This is a genomic window from Gracilibacillus dipsosauri, assembly GCF_003176895.1.
Taxonomy (GTDB): Bacteria; Bacillota; Bacilli; order Bacillales; family Amphibacillaceae; genus Gracilibacillus; species Gracilibacillus dipsosauri.
In genome coordinates, this window is sequence record NZ_QGTD01000018.1 from 201287 (window position 1) to 221549 (window position 20263).

The 20263-nt window shown below is 36.6% G+C and carries 20 protein-coding genes; 12 read left to right on the plus strand and 8 right to left on the minus strand.

Annotated elements, in window-relative coordinates; all coding sequences use genetic code 11:
• Positions 1-19 precede the first annotated feature (19 nt).
• The 4 genes from DLJ74_RS17045 to DLJ74_RS17060 form a co-directional block, all read right to left on the minus strand.
• The gene (locus tag DLJ74_RS17045) at positions 20-589 is read right to left on the minus strand and encodes a GNAT family N-acetyltransferase (protein WP_109985357.1); all 570 of its coding nucleotides are present in this window, start codon (positions 587-589) and stop codon (positions 20-22) included.
• A 67-nt stretch (positions 590-656) separates the two neighbouring features.
• Positions 657-1013 (minus strand): hypothetical protein, encoded by a 357-nt coding sequence (locus tag DLJ74_RS17050; protein ID WP_109985358.1) that lies wholly within the window; start codon positions 1011-1013, stop codon positions 657-659.
• Positions 1014-1047: 34 nt separating this feature from the next.
• Positions 1048-1386 carry a hypothetical protein gene (locus DLJ74_RS17055; RefSeq protein ID WP_109985359.1) on the minus strand — a complete coding sequence of 113 codons (339 nt, stop codon included), beginning with the start codon at positions 1384-1386 and terminating at the stop codon, positions 1048-1050.
• A gap of 142 nt (positions 1387-1528) precedes the next feature.
• Positions 1529-1879 carry a hypothetical protein gene (locus DLJ74_RS17060; RefSeq protein ID WP_109985360.1) on the minus strand — a complete coding sequence of 117 codons (351 nt, stop codon included), beginning with the start codon at positions 1877-1879 and terminating at the stop codon, positions 1529-1531.
• 421 nt (positions 1880-2300) lie between these two features.
• Between DLJ74_RS17060 and DLJ74_RS17070 the strand changes: the two genes are divergently transcribed.
• Positions 2301-3146 carry an MBL fold metallo-hydrolase gene (locus DLJ74_RS17070; RefSeq protein WP_109985362.1) on the plus strand — a complete coding sequence of 282 codons (846 nt, stop codon included), beginning with the start codon at positions 2301-2303 and terminating at the stop codon, positions 3144-3146.
• 107 nt (positions 3147-3253) lie between these two features.
• On the opposite strand, the gene DLJ74_RS17075 is transcribed toward DLJ74_RS17070, so the two are convergent.
• The 4 genes from DLJ74_RS17075 to DLJ74_RS17090 form a co-directional block, all read right to left on the minus strand.
• Positions 3254-4354 carry a GntR family transcriptional regulator gene (locus tag DLJ74_RS17075; protein WP_109985363.1) on the minus strand — a complete coding sequence of 367 codons (1101 nt, stop codon included), beginning with the start codon at positions 4352-4354 and terminating at the stop codon, positions 3254-3256.
• A 57-nt stretch (positions 4355-4411) separates the two neighbouring features.
• Positions 4412-5236 (minus strand): carbohydrate ABC transporter permease, encoded by an 825-nt coding sequence (locus DLJ74_RS17080; RefSeq protein WP_109985364.1) that lies wholly within the window; start codon positions 5234-5236, stop codon positions 4412-4414.
• Positions 5237-5250: 14 nt separating this feature from the next.
• Positions 5251-6129, minus strand: coding sequence for a carbohydrate ABC transporter permease (locus DLJ74_RS17085; RefSeq protein ID WP_109985365.1), 879 nt, complete (start codon positions 6127-6129; stop codon positions 5251-5253).
• Positions 6130-6394: 265 nt separating this feature from the next.
• A complete protein-coding gene (locus DLJ74_RS17090) occupies positions 6395-7798 on the minus strand; it encodes an extracellular solute-binding protein (protein ID WP_109985366.1) in 1404 nt (467 codons plus the stop codon).
• 337 nt (positions 7799-8135) lie between these two features.
• On the opposite strand from DLJ74_RS17090, the gene DLJ74_RS17095 reads away from it, so the two are divergent.
• The 11 genes from DLJ74_RS17095 (at position 8136) to DLJ74_RS17145 (ending at position 20259) form a co-directional block, all read left to right on the plus strand.
• Positions 8136-9302: a GntR family transcriptional regulator gene (locus DLJ74_RS17095; protein ID WP_109985367.1), complete on the plus strand. Its 1167-nt coding sequence runs from the start codon at positions 8136-8138 to the stop codon at positions 9300-9302.
• Between the two features lie 164 nt (positions 9303-9466).
• Complete coding sequence (locus DLJ74_RS17100; protein WP_109985368.1) at positions 9467-10765, plus strand: glycoside hydrolase family 125 protein; 1299 nt, start codon at positions 9467-9469, stop codon at positions 10763-10765.
• Positions 10766-10784: 19 nt separating this feature from the next.
• Positions 10785-12074 (plus strand): ABC transporter substrate-binding protein, encoded by a 1290-nt coding sequence (locus DLJ74_RS17105; RefSeq protein ID WP_181397637.1) that lies wholly within the window; start codon positions 10785-10787, stop codon positions 12072-12074.
• Positions 12061-12996 carry a carbohydrate ABC transporter permease gene (locus DLJ74_RS17110; protein ID WP_109985369.1) on the plus strand — a complete coding sequence of 312 codons (936 nt, stop codon included), beginning with the start codon at positions 12061-12063 and terminating at the stop codon, positions 12994-12996. Before DLJ74_RS17105 ends, DLJ74_RS17110 begins: the two co-directional genes overlap by 14 nt.
• 15 nt (positions 12997-13011) lie before the next feature.
• Positions 13012-13881 (plus strand): carbohydrate ABC transporter permease, encoded by an 870-nt coding sequence (locus DLJ74_RS17115; protein ID WP_245902375.1) that lies wholly within the window; start codon positions 13012-13014, stop codon positions 13879-13881.
• A 35-nt stretch (positions 13882-13916) separates the two neighbouring features.
• Complete coding sequence (locus tag DLJ74_RS17120) at positions 13917-14558, plus strand: YesL family protein (protein ID WP_146202443.1); 642 nt, start codon at positions 13917-13919, stop codon at positions 14556-14558.
• Between the two features lie 48 nt (positions 14559-14606).
• Positions 14607-16409: a glycoside hydrolase family 76 protein gene (locus tag DLJ74_RS17125; protein WP_181397638.1), complete on the plus strand. Its 1803-nt coding sequence runs from the start codon at positions 14607-14609 to the stop codon at positions 16407-16409.
• A gap of 114 nt (positions 16410-16523) precedes the next feature.
• Positions 16524-17507 (plus strand): Gfo/Idh/MocA family protein, encoded by a 984-nt coding sequence (locus DLJ74_RS17130; RefSeq protein WP_109985372.1) that lies wholly within the window; start codon positions 16524-16526, stop codon positions 17505-17507.
• A 16-nt stretch (positions 17508-17523) separates the two neighbouring features.
• The gene (locus DLJ74_RS17135; RefSeq protein ID WP_109985373.1) at positions 17524-18396 is read left to right on the plus strand and encodes a sugar phosphate isomerase/epimerase family protein; all 873 of its coding nucleotides are present in this window, start codon (positions 17524-17526) and stop codon (positions 18394-18396) included.
• 77 nt (positions 18397-18473) lie between these two features.
• Positions 18474-19313, plus strand: a complete 840-nt coding sequence (locus DLJ74_RS17140) for a sugar phosphate isomerase/epimerase family protein (protein WP_181397640.1) — start codon at positions 18474-18476, stop codon at positions 19311-19313.
• Between the two features lie 217 nt (positions 19314-19530).
• Entirely contained in the window at positions 19531-20259 is a 729-nt protein-coding gene (locus DLJ74_RS17145) for an ABC transporter ATP-binding protein (RefSeq protein ID WP_054860340.1), read from the plus strand.
• The last annotated feature ends 4 nt before the right edge of the window (positions 20260-20263 follow it).

Consider the following 20263-nt stretch of genomic DNA (forward strand, 5'->3'; position numbering starts at 1 on the left):
TCTTAAATATCTTTCCATTCTATTCTAAAATATCTTCTAATCTAGTTTTTACAGCTCTCCATTCACTGTCAATAATGCTGTAATAAACAGAATTACGGTAGGTTCCATTGGCACGGACCATATGATTTCTTAGGATGCCTTCTTTCACTGCACCTAATTTTTCAATAGCCTTTTGTGATCGAATATTTTGTTCATCTGTTTTAAATTGTATTCGAATCAGATTCATGGTTTCAAAACAGTGCTTTAATAATAAATATTTACATTCGGTATTTGTATTTGTTCCCCAAACAGCGGGACTATACCAGGTCCAACCGATTTCCAGGCTTTTATTTGTATTTGATATATTAAGAAAACGTGTAGATCCAATAATTTGTTTGTTATGGCTTAAGACAACAAAGGGAAATTCCTTTTTACTTTCTTTACCTTCTAATGCTTTTTCCACGAAGGACTGCATATCATTTATTGTTTGTACGTTTTTAGGTAAATGATTCCAAACGTCTTGTTCTACTGCAATTTCATATAAACCTTGTACATGTTTTTTTTCCATTGGAACAATTTTTACTTTCTCACCAATTAGTTGATCAAACATTTAATAGCTCCTATCTGTTTAACCATTTTACTTTCTGAGATTAAGTTAGTTTAATTAGGCTCGATCATTACTCATTGACAAAAATCTTTTCCGCAGGCTCTTTGTCTTTTTCTTGAACCCAAACTTTAACATTGTCTCCTTTTGCTAACTCATCAAGATTATTTTTATAGCCCACTATCTGTGTCATTTCATCCACATATATTTCGTACACAGGATATGAGGCTTCTGGATCTGTTGCAGGTGGAGTAATGAAAAGAGACGTCTCTTTCACATCTTCGATAATAAAATTTTGATAATCTGGATTGGATTCTACTTGATGGTGAGTTTGTAGATTTAGAGTGGTATAGTTATTTTTATTTTCACTATTCTGATTGCAGCCAACTAGAGATATCAATAAGATTGAAAATAGAACAATTTTACTCAAGGAAACCCCTCCTGTCTTCCGTCCCCACCTTATTTTAATTTATTATTACTACTTCAAATTTTAAATTATTCAAATCCAAGCTATCTCCATCATCATTTTTGGTAGCATTAACTTTCACGCGTTGTCCTATCTCATAATCTTCTGGATTGGATACGCTTATCACATGTGATATAGAATTTTGTACAATTTCAAAGGACTCTGATGGGGACACAGCTTCTTTGATTATCATTTCCCCATACACTTCCATATCCCCACTGTTCTCATCAATAAGAGTTATTGTCCCATTAATAACCATTTCTTCTTTGTTTTGGGAGCAACCGATCAATAGGAATGTTAAGAGTGCGAAAAGAAAGATTACTTTATTTGTTGTCATCTAAATTCTCCTTTGATCTCAACCTAAAATTCGCTATAATCTTATAAAGATATCAAATATTATTTTAACATAAAATTCCATTATCATTCTCAAATAATAAGAATTCACCTATCACCGGCACCCAAATAGAAAGATATTAATATTACTCACCAATCTGTAACAAATATCTATTTTCCATTCCATCATATTCAACAATTAAGATGTCTCCTCTTTCTTCTGTTGTGTAGATTGTTGCACCATCTGGTAGCTTAGTTGCCGACCATTTCGATATTTCTCCAACTCTTTCCCCTTTTGTTAATTCCTTTTTTTCTATCCAACCTATACCTGTACGATAAACTTTTCCATTAAATTCAAAGAGATCAGCCTCTGGGTCTCGTTTTAACACTTGCTCCTTGCTTAAGATACCACCTTCCTTTTCCCCTGGACTTTGTATACAGCCTAATAAAGTGATGGGCACCATAAATAAAAGAAGAAAAGTCAAAAACAATCTCATGTAGAACCTCCAGTAGTGTTAATTCTTGATTAAACTTCGCTTTCTTTTTTTTCTACATGTCTTTCGTAAGATTTTTCCCAAAGATTCTTTCTAGGTAATGCATCTGATATTCTCTTATGAATATCATTCAGAATATAAAGTGCCCGAAATAGAGAACCAATAACAATTCCAAAGCTAAGGATGATTCCTATATAGGGTGGAATGAAAAATAACGAAATTCCCAATATTGTGCACAAAAAAATTGATAGTAATAAATACATAATAGTTCCTCCAATAAAAGTAAAGTTACACCAAAAATCTCTAGTCGAATGGGCTGTTAAGCTACATCACTTTGAATGTTAAGCATATAACATTTTTGGTAATTTTTAAATAATTTCTGGGGAACGCTAAGAATGAATTTGATTAAAAGGAGGCAATATCTGTGGACAGTCAAATGAATTACGGTAGTGATTATAAGTACATTCCCGTTACTTCGGTTGGAAGTGGTATGGGGATGGAGGTTTTACCTGATATTTTTCATTACACGATACAAATAGTGAATATTTTCTTAGTAGGGAAGCCGGACACTAATGATTTTGTGCTCGTTGATGCGGGGATGCCAGGTTCAGCAGAAAAGATTATCTCTGTAACAGAAGAACGGTTTGGTGCAAATAGTAGACCAAAGGCTATTATATTAACCCATGGTCATTTTGATCATGTTGGTGCCATTATAGAGTTAGTCGAACATTGGAAGGTTCCAGTCTATGCACACGAGAATGAGATTCCTTATTTAATTGGCCAAAAGAGTTATCCAGAACCAGACCCAACTGTTGAAGGGGGAATGGTTGCTAAAATGTCTCCATTCTTTCCTAATGAAGCCATTAACTTAGGGAAGAATGTAATGCCATTACCTACTGATGGATCTATACCATCTATGCCAGAATTCAAATGGATCCATACTCCTGGTCATTCACCTGGTCATGTTTCCTTTTTTAGGGAAAGTGATAGGGTCTTGATTGCAGGAGATGCATTTATTACGGTAAAACAAGAAAATCTTTTTAAGGTCTTAACACAAGATAAAGAAATTAGTGGTCCACCAAGATATTTAACAACAGATTGGAAAGCAGCCAAGGAATCTGTTCACAAATTAGCTTCTCTAAAACCAACGATAGCCCTTACTGGTCATGGATCAGCACTTTCCGGCGAATTACTAACAGAGAGTTTAGATAAATTGGATAAGAACTTTGATAAAATTGCGAAACCAGATTATGGAAAGTATATTAACTAAGAGATATCTTTTTTAGATTAGAGGGAATTACTGCAACAGGTATTAATTAAGCAATTTGGCACCACTCTCTAATTGTGAATAGATTAGAGAGTGGTGGTTCCTTTAATCTACTTGTCAATTGCTTTCGTCGTTATCCCTTTTATTAAAGTAGCGTCTATATAGTCATTTTCAATTTTCCTATTTCTATTAACCATATCGATCAGTCGTTTAGTTGTCATCTTGCCTAATTTTTGTTCATTTTGTTTTAAATGAGTGAAGTTGCTTTCCATGTCACTGAATGGCGTACTGTCAAAGCAGATAATCGATATGTCATTTGGGACTTGCAAATACAACTCCTCCACAGCTTTCTTAGCAAGTAAAGCAATATTATATTCTAGAGCGAAAATGGCAGTAATTTTTGGATGGCTTTGAATGTGATGTTTTATTCTTTCCACATCTTCGGATTTCGCTGAAAGTGGATAGGGGAGAGTGCTGTGGATTTCCGAGTACCATAATTGTCTGTCCACAATCAGATTATTTTCTGCGTAAGCTTGAACAATTCCGGTTATTCGGTCTTCAATAGAAGTAGTCTTATAATTAGAGGGCATGAGAATCGCAATGTGTTCATGCCCTAGTTGAAATAGGTAATTAACTCCCATTTGAGCTGCTGCTTCGTTATCTGTTGAGACAGTTGTGACACCGATCCCTTTAATAGACCTGTCAATAAGAACAAGTGGAAATTTATTGACAACCATCTTTAATATTTCGGAATTGTAATGCTCAGAATGTGCAGGTGCTATGGCAATGCCATCAACACCTAGCTCTCTTAATTCTTGAATTATTCTTTTTTCGTTTTCAGGAATACCTAAAGAAACTCTAAGAATAAAGTTGTGTGATTCCTCAGGTCCTTGCAATAGGGAGGTAACTAATTCATTACCAAAACTTGCATCAAGACTTGTCATAATTAGTCCAAACAAAGGTTTTTTGCTTGGTTTTTTATGATCAGGAGAATGTTTGTCTTTATCTGAAACAAAGGTACCTTTCCCACGTTGTCGATAAACTAAACCCTCTATCATCAGTTTTTCAATTGCTTTTTTACTTGTAATTCTGCTTACTTGAAACTGCTCTGCTAGATCTTTTTCAGATGGAATTCGGTCTCCTGGTTTGAATTTTCCATTTATTATATCATGTTTTATGGAACGATATACTTGCTGATAAAGTGCAGTCATACTTCAACTCCTTGATTATGTTTTTCGCTAAAATACATTTCATTCTCTCCAATAACTTTATCCTTTCGTTGCACCGCCGAAACTAAAACCTTGTGACATGAATTTTTGTGAAAATAAATAAAGAATAACAGCTGGCATCGTATAAACTAATGAAAATGCAGCTAGCTTTCCATATTCGACCATTCCATAAGTTCCGAAGAATTGATAAATGGTAACAGATGCTGGAAACTTATCGGGTGATTGAATTAAAATATAAGGTACAAAAAAGTTTCCCCAGCTCATCGAAAAGGTGAAAATTCCAACAGTACAAATTCCTGGAATCATTAAAGGGGCTACTACTTTTCTAAGACAGGTCCAAATAGAAGCTCCATCGACCCAAGCTGATTCCTCCAATTCTAGAGGGACAGCATCCATAAAGTTCTTTAGCATCCATATTCCATAGGGCAATCCAGAAGCTGTTAAAAACAACGTAGTAGCGACCAAGGAATCTTGTAAATTTAAGAACATAAATAATTGATAAACTGGCACCATAACAGCGGTAATAGGTAATGAAGTCATGAATAAAATCGTCAGCATAAAAGGCTTTTTATATTTAAGTGCATATCGTGAAAGTGGGTATGCTGCGAGGCCCCCCACTGCAACTACAAGAATAGATTGGCCTAGAGATATAAATAATCCAATAATAAAGGAACGAATAGTTGCTGGATCAGATAAAATAGCCGTAAAGTTATCTAGCGTAAATTCAGAAGGTATCGTTAACGCCTGTTTTGCATTTGCATCAATGGAAGCAAGGATTACCCACAAAAGTGGTAAAATAAACAAAAAACCAATAAACGTCAATACAATATAGGAGAGTTTTTTTTCTAATTTAAATCGATTCACAATTGACCTCCTTCCTATATTTGAACCTTCATTGAACGAATATAAAAAAGGCTAGCTATTACTCCAATAAGTAACAGGACGAGTGATATGGCAGTACCATACCCAAGCTGGTAATTAACAAATGCCTGATTGTACATAAAGATTGGCAATGTCTGAGTTGACGTTCCTGGTCCGCCTCCAGTCATTGCATAAATTAGAGTAAATACACCAAGTGTTTGCAAAGTAACTAGAATCATATTCGTTACAATCGAACCCTTCACTGTTGGTAAAATAATTCGGATTAGTATTTGTAATTTGGATGCTCCATCAATCATAGCTGCCTCTTCAATGGTTTTAGGTACATCGTCAAGCGATGCTTGGAAAACTAACATAGAAAAAGCAGTTCCATGCCAAATATTTGCTACACATACACTTATAAGAGGGAAGGTGTACAACCAAGTGATCGTCTCAAGGCCAAAGGATTGCAGGATGGCATTCAGTGTACCGCTATCGTTTAGAAAAGCAACCCAGCAGAATGCAACGACAATCTCTGGTGTTACCCATCCCGCAATGACGACAATTCCAATAATTCTTCGGAATGTCGTGTTTTTTTCTTTCATTAAATATGCCAGCAAAAATCCTAGAACCTGCTGTCCAATTATGGCAGAGATAAACAAAAATAGAATGGTCTTCGTTACACTGATTCGAAAATTAGGATCCTGAAACATTTCGATGAAGTTATCAAAGCCGACGAATGCCATTTGTTGTGCTTGTGCCCCTGTTAGGGCTAGGTCAGTGAATGAAAAATAGAAGGTTAATAATATTGGTCCGATAAAGAATATTAATAGAAGTATCCATGATGGTAATAAAAAAAATATCGATCTTAATGTAATCGCCCTTGACGCAGTATTCACAAGATCACCTCACATATAGAATTGTCTAGAAAGGCACTACCATGATGTATTCTTGCAATAGCTTACCACCTGACAACTACAAGTGAACAAAGAGTAGAAACAATCAGCCATAAGGGCAATCTATCGCGGATCACATTTTGTTTATTTTTAGAAGAGTAGTAGTATAGTAAAAAATGTAAGCAAAGACTTGGAAGCTTACGATTATCCAAGCTAGTTGAAATCATTTAGAGGCAAATGGAAAATTATATCTGATCTTAGGAATGAATTATTTTTCCATAATCTTATCAGCACCAACGATTTCAGTAACTTGAACTTTATACTGTTCTGCTGCTTCTTCAGGAGAAATGGCATCTGTCACTACTTGTTCTACCAATGATTGAATGACAGTAGAAACATTTGGATATTTATCAACAGCAGGTCGAAAGTTGGTATTTTCTAGGAAAGAGGTTGCTTCTTCAAAAAACGGTAATTCTTGATATTTAGGATTTTCGGCTACCTCTTTGTATGGTGAAATATTACGATCATTTAGCTGTAATTCCAAATTCATTTCTGGAGTAGATGCCATTTTAATAAACTCCCATGCCAAATCCTTATTGTCTGATTTTGCCGGAATAGATAACGCCCAGCCACCAGACATCGAAGTAGTTCCAGGATCATTCCCGTCTTGAGTAGGCATCGCGGCAAAACCTAATTTATCTTCAAATTCTGGCCATGGTGCAGAACCATTTTCGTGCCAGTTACCTGTTTGCCACATACCGTCCAGGCCAATTGCCAGTTTTCCCTCTGGCATTAGTTGCTGGTAGGCAATACTACTACCTTGGCCATTAAGAACTTGTGATAAATTAGGTCCAAGCCCCTCTTCATAAATGGTATCTATAAATTTAAAGGCATCGACTAATCCATCACTCTTGACAATCCATTTTTCCTCTTCATAATCATATAGCGGATCATCTGTTCCGTATAAAAGCATCTCAAATGTCTGCATCGAGGTGGCTTCTCCAGTAGCTTTACCAGAATTCATCCACATCGGTACAACATCATCCCCGAATGTTTCTTTGACAGCCTTTGCCGCGTTAATAATGTCATCCCAGTTTTTTGGTTCCCATGGAACGGACACGCCAGCGTCTGCTAATAATTCCTTGTTATACCAGAGTCCTCTAGTGTCTGTATTATAGGGGACACCATAAATATTTCCATCCTCCGCTATAACACCTTTTTTGACTGTGTCGGTAACTTTATCCCAGCCATCCCATGACTCAATGCGATCATCAAGTGCTTCAAGATAGCCAGCACTGGCATCGGAATTGACCATAAAAGTGTCTTCGGTAACAATATCTGGAGCTGTATCCTCTGACTGAAGCAATAATGCAACCTTAGCAAAATAATCGCCTTCACTAACTTCTAAAGGAGATAATTGAACATTTACCTCTGGATTTTCTTCATTGAATTTAGGGATAACCATATCATTTAACCAATTTATTAAACCTTGGTTGGTACTTCCACCAGATCGGAAGGTTATAGTGAGTTCATTATTTTTCGCTTTTTTGGGATCATTTTCCTTATCAGTAGAACCAGCATCGGAATCACTATTTGAACAAGCTGCTGTAAAAAGAATAAGCAGAATAAGTAATCCTGCTAACAACACTTTTTTTCCAATGTTTCTATCCATAATAACTCTCCTTTAATTGTCATTTTGTGTGAAATCAACACATGCACCATAAACTGTAAGCGCTTAGATATGATGTTATACCTCCTCTTTTCTGAGAAACTGTATTCCTTAATAAAATTATGTCAATATATATTGTCATATTCTATTTAATTGAAATTCTTAAGATTTTAATAGGGAATTAAAATTAGTCATTGCCATTCTTTTAAGGATATCGTGGAATATTAAACCAAAGACAGAAAAAGTAGTTTAAAGGCAAAGAGGTATGAGATGAAGATTCTTTACATATATGATATAACATGATATAACAACAAGTAAGGTTTTACTGGTAGGAAAGTAGGTGTTTCGGTTGTCGAAGCCATTGTATAAGGTTTTGTATGAAAATATTAAAAAAGATATTGTTTCAGGAGTTTACAAAGAAGGGGATCGAGTGCCGTCAGAGAAGGAATTATCACAGCAATATGGTGTTAGTCGCATTACAACTAAAAAAGCACTTGAATTATTAGCTGGAGATGATTTGATTACAAGACAGCCTGGTAGAGGTTCTTTTGTCAAACGGGCTTCAGGATTTAATCATAAAATGAAGGTGAATAACCAAAAAGGTGAACAGACTGCTTTACTGTTCGGTTTAGTGATAACCGATTTTGATGATAGCTATGGTACCGAATTAATTTCGTCACTGGAGAAATGCTCAACAAAGCATTCGAGTTTTTTAATCCTTAGAAGGTCCTTCGGAAAACCAGAATTGGAAGAAAGAGCAATCAAAGAATTAGTGGAATTAGGAGTCGATGGACTTATTGTTTTCCCATCTCAAGCTGAGTATTTTAGTGAGGAAATATTAAAATTAGTAATTAAAAAATTTCCACTTGTTCTGGTTGATCGCCATTTGAAAGGTATTTCCACTGCATCCGTTAGTACTGACAATGTTGCAGCAGCAAAAAAAGGGACTGAGCACCTTTTGGAACTGGGGCATAAGCATATAGCTCTCCTCACTCCACCGCCAACAGATACAACAGCATTAGAGGATCGAATTGAGGGTTTTGTCCAGGCACATGCGGAGAAAGGGGTTATGGTTGACCGTAACTTATGGTTGAATAATATAACTTCCACACTGCCCAATGCATTTAGACCGCCTAATTTTACTCAAGATATTAAAAAGATAAAAGACCATTTGGTGAAATTTCCTTATATTACAGCCTTATTTGCGGCAGAATATTATATTGCTCTGATGGCAAAGAAAGCGGTAAAGGAATTAGGAATGAGAGTACCTGAGGACATTTCTATTATTTGTTTTGATAGTCCTCCGCGTCGAATAGGGGATTTTCATTTAACTTATTTATCTCAGGACCAGGAAAAAATGGGCCAAAAAGTATTTGATCTTTTATTGAAGCTGAAAAGTAAAGAGGAGCAAGAAGAAACTCCAAAGCGTTTGTTACTGGATGCCAGTCTGGTAGTTGGAGATTCTACAGCAGAGGTTTCATCGAAAAAGCAGAATAAGCTATCATGAAAGGTAACAGATAGGAGCTACCCTTAATTAATAGGTGGCTCTATTTTTTTATTTTTCTTCAAATGATATATACATGTAATATTAAATTTCTATTGACATATCATTAGTATATCAATTATATTATTTGTAAGCGCTTTTACAAAGGGAGGGGGGTGAATGAAAGGATGAATCAATCTCAAATAACCATTCCAGAATCCATGATTAAGAAGATGGATCAAGTAAGAGCATATTTTAGAAATCGCCCTAAGCTAGGAGAGATATTTTGCAACTGTTTTAAAAATACTTTATTAACAACGGTCGAACAGCTTGAAGACAATTCTGTTTTTATTATCACTGGAGATATACCTGCAATGTGGCTAAGAGATTCTACCGCACAAATCAAACCGTATTTAACGCTTGCCAAAAAGGATCCACTGCTCGCCTCTATCATCGAGGGAGTGATTAGAAGGCAGATTGATTATATTAATCTTGATCCTTATGCGAATGCATTCAATAAAGAAGCTTCAGGCGCTGGGCAACACAGTGATATAACTGATATGTCAGATTGGGTCTGGGAACGGAAATATGAAATTGATTCACTATGCTACCCTATCCAGTTATCCTATTTATTTTGGAAAGAAACTGGTAGTGTTTATCACTTTGATAAGAGCTTTCTTGAAGCAATGCAAAAAATTATCAATGTATGGCAAACAGAACAGTATCACGAGGAAAAATCTTCTTATCGCTTTCAACGACCAGACTGTCCCCCATCGGATACTCTAATTAGAGAAGGTCTTGGACATCCAGTTCAATATACGGGAATGACCTGGTCTGGATTTCGTCCAAGTGATGATGCATGTATTTATGGATATTTAATACCTTCTAATATGTTCGCAAGTGTGGTTCTAGGATATATGGAAGAGATTCTGAGTAAAGTCTATCATGAGCACCAATTAATCGAACGTGTCCATAAACTTAAGCAAGAAATACAAGCTGGGATAGAAAAATATGGGATCGTAGAACATCCAGTATATGGAACGATATATGCATACGAAACGGATGGGTATGGCAATTATAATCTAATGGATGATGCAAATGTCCCAAGTTTATTGTCCATCCCTTATCTGGGCTATGGCAATAGAGAAGACGAAATTTACCAAAATACGAGGGCCTTTATTTTAAGTGAAGATAATCCTTACTATTACCACGGGAAATATGCCAAAGGAATCGGCAGTCCGCATACACCCGACCAATATGTTTGGCATATAGCACTAGCTATACAAGGTCTTACTGCTAAATCTATGGAAGAAAAAAATGAAATCTTGACACTCTTTGAAAATACGGATGCTAATACTGGCTATATGCATGAAGGCTTCCATGCAGATGATCCAACAAAGTTTACGCGCAAGTGGTTTTCATGGGCGAATTCCATGTACTGTGAATTTATATTGGACTATATTGAAAAATCTCTAAAAAATGATTGATTAAAAAAGAGGTGCTGAGATGAATAAGAGCCGTTTTATTTGTATGTTGCTGTTAGGTTTGCTGATCATTCTAGTAATGGTGGGATGTAGTAGTGATAACGATGCGAGCTCTGATGGAAATAGTGGTTCAGATGAAGAAGTAAAGCTTACCTTTTGGGGAGATTGGACAGGGGATGGTGAAGAACAAATCAATCACATGGTGGAAATGTTTAACGAATCACAAGATCGCATCGAAGTAGAGTACGTTATTCAGGAGGATTTAATCACTAAATTTATGACAGGTATCACTTCAGGTCAAGTTCCTGACGTCATGATCTGGGATCGATGGAGAACAGCTCTTTATGCACCAAAGGGTGTACTACATCCAATTAATGATTTTATGGACGAAGACAGTGTTTCAGATGGTGACTTTTACAACGAAGCTTTAAAGGAACTGAGTTATGGTGATAAGTTATATGGCCTTCCCCTTACAGTTGATGCAAGAGCACTTTTCTATAATAAAGATCATTTTGAAGAGGCTGGTTTAGAGCCTCCTACCAATTGGGATGAATTACGGGAAGTTGCAAAAAAGTTAACGATAAAAGATGGAAATGATCTTGAACGGGCAGGTTTTTCTTTAATGGATTTAGGCTTGTTCAGTATGTGGTTACAACAAGCGGGCGGACAGATGATGACAGAAGATTTATCAGCTACTGCCTACAATAGTGAAGATGGTCTAGAAGTATTAAATTTTTGGAATCAATTAATCTATGAAGATGGAGTATATAAGCCAGGATTTGATAAAGGGCTAGAAGGTGCACAGCACCCATTTATTACAGGAAAAGTTTCGATGCATTATACCGGGCCGTGGGATGTGCAAACTTACAATCAATATTCTGATCAATTAAATTACGGGGTTGTTCCACCACCTGCTGGACCGGATGGCGACAAAGGTGCGGTAATGGGTGGTTACGGTCTAGCGATAACGGAAGCCTCAGAGAAGAAAGAGGCTGCATGGGAGTTTATCAAATGGTGGTTAGCAGATCCTGAGATTGCGTTAGAATGGGGAAAAACAAGTTTGAACCTCCCTGGTAATAAAGTTGCGCTGGAAGACCCGTTTTTCCAAGACGATCCGTTCTGGAAGCCATTTGTTGATACGTTAGAATTTGCAACGATTCGTCCTCAGCACCCCGGTTATCCTGTTGCAGAGGTGGATGCCTTAATTCCGAATTTAGAGAAATTCGTTTTAAAGGAGCAATCCGCAGAAGAAACTTTGGAAAAAGCCCAAGAAGCGGGAGATAGGATGCTAGAAGAAAATGAAGCTGAATAAGCAATATAGAGTCCATGAAAATGTACTCTCCATTGACTCTATTCCTAGAAAAAGCTCCTTTAACCGCTATCAGTCTCGAGCTGCGTATATTCTAATTGCTCCTGCTTTGATCCTTTTTATCATTTTTATGGTGATACCAATCGGGATGGCGATAGTTCTAAGCTTTATGGAATACGATATTATCAGTCAAATGAATTGGGTAGGCATTGAAAATTTTAAAAGATTAATAGATGACAGTATTCTTTGGCAGACATTTCGTAATGTCGGTCTACTAGCTTTTTTTTATGTACCGTTGATGGTTATTATTTCTTTATTGTTAGCGGTTTTAGTAACACAGCCCTATCGTGGAGTGACTTTTTTCAGACTTGCCTTCTATATGCCGACTGTAACTTCTGCTGTTGCAGCATCGATCGTTTGGTTGTGGCTCTTGAATTCTGAGTTTGGTTTAATTAATCAAATTCTAAGTTATGTCGGTATTTCGGGACCAGCATGGCTATCTGAGTCAGGACCGGCAATGGCATCCGTTATAGGGGTAACTCTCTGGCTAGGGGTAGGTGGAAACATGATTATTTATATGGCTGGGATTAAAGGAATCCCTGCACAGCTGTATGAAGCGGCCAAAATTGATGGTGCATCAGCATTTAAGCAATTGATTTATATCACTATCCCCATGTTGAGGCCAACGACATTGCTGATAAGTACGATGACGATTATCGGTGCTTTACAAATATTTGATCAGGCATATGTATTAACTCAAGGTGGGCCGGCAAATTCAACCAAGACAATTGTTTATCACATATATACCACTGGATTTGAGCAATTGCAGATGGGTTATGCTTCGGCTCAGGCGCTAGTACTTACATTGGCAATATTAATCTTTACTGCTATTAACTTTAAAATTAATCAAAGTAATGATTTCTAGAAGGAGGGGAAAGAATTGAGAAGAAGAGAAAATATTAAGAAGCTACTGTTTTATATCCTAGGTTCAGCCATTACCGTCATTATGGTAATGCCATTTATTTGGAGCTTATTAACATCCATTAAACCCAATGATGAAATATTCCGCATTCCTTTGCAGTGGCTCCCTTCGATCATCACCTTTGATCATTATATCGAAGCATTCGAAGCAGTTCCATTTGGGCGTTATCTGATTAATTCCCTTTATCTTGCTGTCATGGGGGTGTTTTTTAATCTATTATTTGGTTCGATGAGTGGCTATGCTTTTGCAAAGTTAAAATTTAAAGGGAGAAAGGTAATATTTGCTATTCTGCTCGCAGCAATGATGATACCAGGAGTTGTTGTGATGATCCCACAGTATATCGTATTAAATCACATACCCTTAATGGGTGGAAACAATATTCTTGGTCAAGGTGGACACGGCTTATTAAATAACTTTTGGGCGGTTATCCTCCCAGGTGCAGCGGGTTCATTTGCCGTCTTTTTTATGAGGCAGTTTTTTAAAACATTGCCAGATGAATATATGGAGTCTGCTAGAATTGATGGTTGCAGTGAATTCAGGATCTACTGGAATCTATATCTACCGTTAACAAAGCCAGCTCTTGCTACACTTGGAATTTTTACCTTCCAGGCAGGCTGGAATAGTTTCCTTTGGCCTTTAATTGTTTTAAATGATCGATCGCTTTATACCGTACAAATCGGATTGCAGGCATTTACCTTCGACAAACAAACTGCTTATGGACCTATGATGGCGGCAACTATTGTGATCATTCTACCAATTATCCTTATTTTCATGTATTTACAAAAATACTTCATTGAAGGTGCAAATTTTTCTGGAATCAAAAGTTAAGATTAATTCCTCTGTAATGAAAGTAGGTGTATGTGGTGTATAAGTTAATGGAGTGGACTGCTAAAATCTCCTTGATGAATATCATGTGGATTCTACTAACATTGGCTGGGTTTATCTTATTCGGTTTTTTCCCTGCGACAGTTGCTTTACTAATGGTTTGTAGAGATTTAACACAGAACAATAACAAGGTTGTATGGTCCTCCTTCCTAACCTATTTTGTGGAGAATTTCATAAAAGCTAATGGTTACGGATATTTTGTAACAACGCTCAATGTCTGTTTTATCTCATTAGCCATTCATTCCCTCAATAATTTGTCTATGGTAATTAGAGTGCCTGTATTGGTAATTGCCGTATTGACATTTATTGTCTCATTATATGTCCTGCCCGTCTTTTCTTACTTTAAAGGAACTTTTATTAACCATTTAAAGCTTTCCGTATTTATTGCTTTAGGGCATCCGGTAGTATCATTTGTTCTATTTTCCTTATTTGTCTTAAATTTCAGTGTTATTTTTTATTCCAACATTCTCATCGTTTTTCCCGCTTTATTCTTATTTTTTATGGTTAGTGTTTCAGCTTATTTGACCATGATCGTTTTAAAGCCGGTGTTTAATAAATTTAGTTATTCCAAAGATAAGAGCATATTTCCAGTTAAAAAGGTGTCGGGTAGTAATGGTTAATACATTATCTAAAGCTTTAAGAATAAACGATAAAAGGGAGTGTTAGTCTTGTTTTTGAAGTCAAATCAATTGATTGTTGCCACGATCTTAGTACCTCTAAGTACATTGTTTTTAGTAAATATTTCTAATCCTTTGGAGGTAAAAGCAGCAACGGAATGGAGTGAAGAGTATGATGCAACAGAAGGTAAACTGCATAATGTTGCAGTCGAAAACTCCGAAGCTGGTTACTTTGGCAATGGATACATTGCGAGTTGGAATGGTAATGGGCAGTTTGTACAACTTGAAGTGAGTGTCCCTAGTGCAGGTGCTTACACTTTCGTATTTAACTATTCAGCTGCTGCAGGATCAGCTACCCGCTACTTATCTGTTAATAGTGAGGTTGTGATCGAAGAGGTGCGTTTCTCTGGAACAGGTAGCTGGGGGGACTGGCAAACAACTTATGTAAAGGATGTTTATCTAACCTCGGGGGTGAATACCATTACTCTTGGTTTTGATTCCGCAAAAGGTAGTACCAATTGGCTGAATTACGACAGTTTAATTGTAAAAGAACCTAGTGAAAAACAGTCTGTAGAATGGGATTTAAAAGAGGAAGCAGAGCTAGCCCAACAATCACTCGAGGATAACTTTTGGGATAATGAAACGAGTATGTTTCGCAACCAATATCCAGATGATGAGGAGAATAACCGCTTTCATTATTGGTGGCTGGCACATGGTATAGACACACTAATGGATGGCTATGAGCGAACTGGTAATAGTCAATATATTGACAAGGCGACTGCTTTATATGCAGCAGTAAAAGAGAGAAATGGGAGAGATATCCGCAACGATTTTTATGATGACATGCTTTGGATGGCTCTTGCTTTACAACGCCTCCATCAATTCACGAATGATCCTGAACATGAACAAGCTGTTTTTACATTGTGGGAGGATATAAAGACAGGATGGAGTAATGAATATGGTGGCGGAATTGCCTGGAATAAATCTCAGTTAGACTATAAAAACACACCTTCGAACGCACCTGCAGTAATACTAGCGACTAGACTTTATCAAAACTACGGAAATGATGAAGATTTACAATGGGCTAAGAAAATTTACAACTGGCTCACTGATACACTAGTGGATCCGACAAATGGATTTGTTTGGGATGGAATTAACAGAACTGGTGATGGGAAGATCGATAAAGAATGGGAATTCACTTATAACCAAGGAGTTTATATTGGGGCATCTGTAGAGCTCTATCAAGTAACAGGTGAGGAAAAGTATTTAAATTCAGCTGTCAGAACTGCCAATACAGCCAAAAATATATTTTCCAATCACAACCATATTATTTACGAAGGAGGTTCCGGTGATGGTGGACTATTTAAAGGAATCCTTGTCCGCTATGTAACCGATTTAGTCAAGGTTGATCCGTCACAGGAACAGTTAGCACAATGGATAGTAGATAATGCAAAAAACGTCTGGAAAAAGGTTAAATTAGTTCCTGAAATCTTATTTGGGTCCTCTTGGGAAGGAAAAAATAGATTACCAATTGAGCTAAGCCAACAACTAAGTGGTGTAATGCTGATGGAGCATGCTGCACAATTAGAACCAATTATTTTAAAACAAACTACCTCGTCATTAGAGGAACATATTGCCAATTATCAGGAAAATAATCAGCTTGATAAAGTACTAGCTAAAAAGCTTAGCAATCAAGTAAAGCAAGCGAACGATCACCTTGATAAAGGTCGCCTTAAACAAGCAGTAAATCACTTAGAATTATTTAAGAAGCATTTAGAAAAAGGGTTAGACAAAGGAGCAATAACGAACAAAGTATATAAAGCAATACAAGAAATCTTAAATAAATCCCTTTAACATAGAATAAAGTGTTCTTAAGACCTTCATTTGCTAAATGTTAAGTTTCGCTAACCATCAGTGAACAACTGATGGAGATCACCCTAAAATAAGGATCGTTGAGGAGTGAAAACTGTGAGAGAAATTCGTATTGGTTTTATTGGTACAGGGGGAATGGCTCAAGTACATGCCGAACAACTTTTAGAGTTAGAAAATGTAGAGATTAAATCAATTGCTGACATTAGTGAAACAGCACGAAATCAATTTATAGTAAGGAATGATTTACAAAGGGTCGAGCAATTTACTGATTATCAAGACATGCTTGAACAGGTTGAATTAGATGGTGTAGTGATCTGTTCGCCACATACCCTTCATTTTGAACAAGCAACCGCTGTATTAGAAAAAGGTTTACATGTGTTAATCGAAAAGCCGATGACTTGCTCTTCAAAAGAGGCAAGACAATTAATGGAAACAGCAAATCGGACGGGTAAAATGATGCAAGTTTCGTACCAACGTCACTTTCAACCAGAATTTATTTATATCCATGATATCATTCAAAGTGGAAAACTTGGTAAAGTAACATCTATAACGGCATCTCTGTACCAACAGTGGTGGAGGGGAAGACAGGATAAGTACGTATGGAGGCAAGACCCGAAATTATCAGGTGGAGGATTTTTGATGGATTCTGGCAGTCATATCATCGATGTTCTCCTCTGGACAACTGGTTTAACACCAATAGAAATATCTACAAAGCTCTCTCAACAGGGTGCGCCAGTAGAAATTGATACTTTTACCTCGATTCGTTTTAAAGAAGGAGCCATTGCTGGACTAAATCTTGTTGGTTATGCTCCTATATGGCATGAAACATATGTTTTTTGTGGAGAGAAAGGTGCTCTTTTTTACGATAATGATCAAATAAAGGTGTACTTATCCAATGGGGAAATGATTATCCCAGAACTTCCTAAGCAAACTACTAATCAAGACAAGAGCTTTATTGATGCAATCCTAGGTAAACATGAGGTAAAGGTACCTGGAGATTTTGCATTAAAAGTAGTCGAATTTTCGGAAATGGTTTATAAATCTGCAGGCTACAAGCCTTATGAAATGGATGAAGAATAGGAGAGAGGCTAAACATATGAATTTTCAAATTGGAATGCGTATTCCAGGGCAGATTGGTCAACAAGGTATGGAAAAGGTGGCTAATTGGGCGGCAGAGGTTGGCTTAGATTCCCTTGATGTCCCAGAACTAACCCCAGACGTAATAAAAGCATGTGATCATGCAGGTATTACTGTCGGAACAGTTGATGTAAAAAATGTAGGACAATTGCTTAGTATAAATGAAGAAAGTCGAGCTAATGCTGTAAACAGCTTAAAACAGCAAATGGATCACATATCATCGTTAGGAGCACGAACAATATTTATATGTCTCGTGCCAGAGGATCCTCAATTATCTCGAAAAAAGGGCTTTGCTATTTGGAAGGAGACATTTCCCGAAATAGTAAAACATGCTGAACAAACAGGTCTTTATATTGCAATCGAAGGATGGCCAGGACCAGCTCCGTATTATCCTACGCTTGGCTGTACACCTGAAATGTTACGAGCAATGTTTGAGACCATTCCATCTCAACACTTTGGAATGACTTATGATCCATCACATTTAGTACGACTAGGTATTGATTATATTCGAGTATTAAATGAATTTGGTGAGAGAGTCAACCATTGTCACGGTAAAGATACGGAGATTCTACATGATGAGCTTTATGAATGTGGTGTCCTGCCATCAACTTTTGGCGAAAAATATCTGTTTTCTGAAGGTTCATGGCGCTATACCATTCCTGGAGATGGTGAAATTAATTGGGGGAAGATTGCTCTTCGTCTGGAACGAATAGGATATAAAGGACCTATCAGTATTGAATTAGAAGATCATCGTTATAGTGAATCCCTTGAGGCAGAACAACAGGGAATTATTAAGGCGGTTAAACATTTACGACATTATTTTAAACGATAGCAAGGGATTAAAATATAGCCATCATGCTCGAGTAACAGTGAGGAGTGGACACAAATACTTGATAAAGGATGAAACAAATGCGGCATGTTAAGTTTGCGCTAAATTCCTCGACCTTGTTCCCATTTAATTTGAACATTCTAGAACAAATCAGAATTGCTACAGAAGCAGGTTATGACGGAATAGAACTTTGGATGAAGGATATAGTAACTTTCTTGGAAAGTGGAGGCTCATTACGAGAATTAAGAGATTGTATTACGGATCATGGAATTTCCTTAGTGAATACGATTACCTTTTTCAACTGGTCAGATGAGGATGAACAAAGAATGAAAGAAGGATTGAAGGAAGCAAAAGAAGAGATGAGAATACTGAAAGAAATAGGAAGTAGAGCTGTCGCAGCGCCTCCTTGTGAGAATATGGAGAATCTAAGCTTAGCTGAAATTGCAGACCATTTTGTAACATTAACTACTTTATCAGAACAAATTGGTTTGGATGTCTATTTAGAATTTTGGGGGCATGCTAAGAAATTAGCAACATTAAGCGAGGCAATGTTTATCGCATTGGAAAGCGGACTTCCCAATGTTAAATTTTTATTAGACACTTTTCATATGTATAAAGGTGGAAGTTCATTTGATAATTTAGCCTACTTAAAACGGGAAAACATCGGTATCTTTCATGTCAATGATTATCCAAAATATCTAACAAGAAATCAAATTACAGATAGAGAGCGTCTGTTTCCAGGTGACGGGGTGATAACAACAGAAAAAGTTGTCAGCTATTTAGAAAACATAAATTATCAGGGGTATTTATCACTTGAGCTTTTTATGGAAAGCTTTGAAAATCAAACGCCAACAGCTGTTGCTGCATATGGATTAAAAAAAATGAAACAGGCATATCTAGGAAAATCAGTGGGAGGATAAATCCTCCCACTGATTGATGTTTTAATAGTTTTATTAGTCCTATTACGACTTTGTTAAGGAATTGTTAAACAATGTTAAATTTGGAAAATAACCTTGATTGCTTATTTTTAGGTTGTTATAATCACTTTAGAAAATTCCTTCAGATTAAATCCTCCATGAATGAAACAGGAGACTTTCGAATGACTATTTTTAACTCTTGCCTAAGGAGGTAAATGTCATGCTAGAAATTCAACAACTTCACTTCTCTTATGATAAAAAAACACCGGTACTGAATGGCCTTAACCTAACTGTCCAACAAGGTGACTTTCTAGCATTAATTGGTCCGAATGGCTGTGGAAAAACAACCTTAATCAAGTTGATTTGTGACCTTTTAGAAAAACAAAAAGGTTCGATTAAGCTTGACGGACTTGATCATAATGATTTTAAAGTTAAGAATGCTGTATTGTATTTACCGAGTGATGATGTCCTTCCAGAGTTTCTAACTGGAAAAGAATACATAAATCTTATGCTAAAAATGTATAATGCCTCTATGGATGAAGAACGTTTTCACCGTTTAGTCAAATATTATTCCTTTGATTCAGCATTAGATGTCCTCATAGAGGAATATTCCAATGGGATGAAAAAGAAGGTTCAGCTCATTGCTGCGATGTTGATTGATCCTGAAATATTAATTATTGATGAAACATTGAATGGAATGGATGTCGAATCAAGAGAAATTACGAAACTACTATTAATGAATTTTTCTGGGCCGAATAAGATCGTGATTATGTGCTCACATGATCTGCATCTATTAGAAGAAATGTGTAATAAGGTCGTTATTCTCTACCAAGGAAAAATTCATACCGAAAAGAAGATTGACGATGTCCGCCAAACTACGAGCTTGCTCTCTATTTTTAGAGGGATAATGAATCATGAAGATTTAAAAAATGAGATTATCTCGAGCTAAGTAA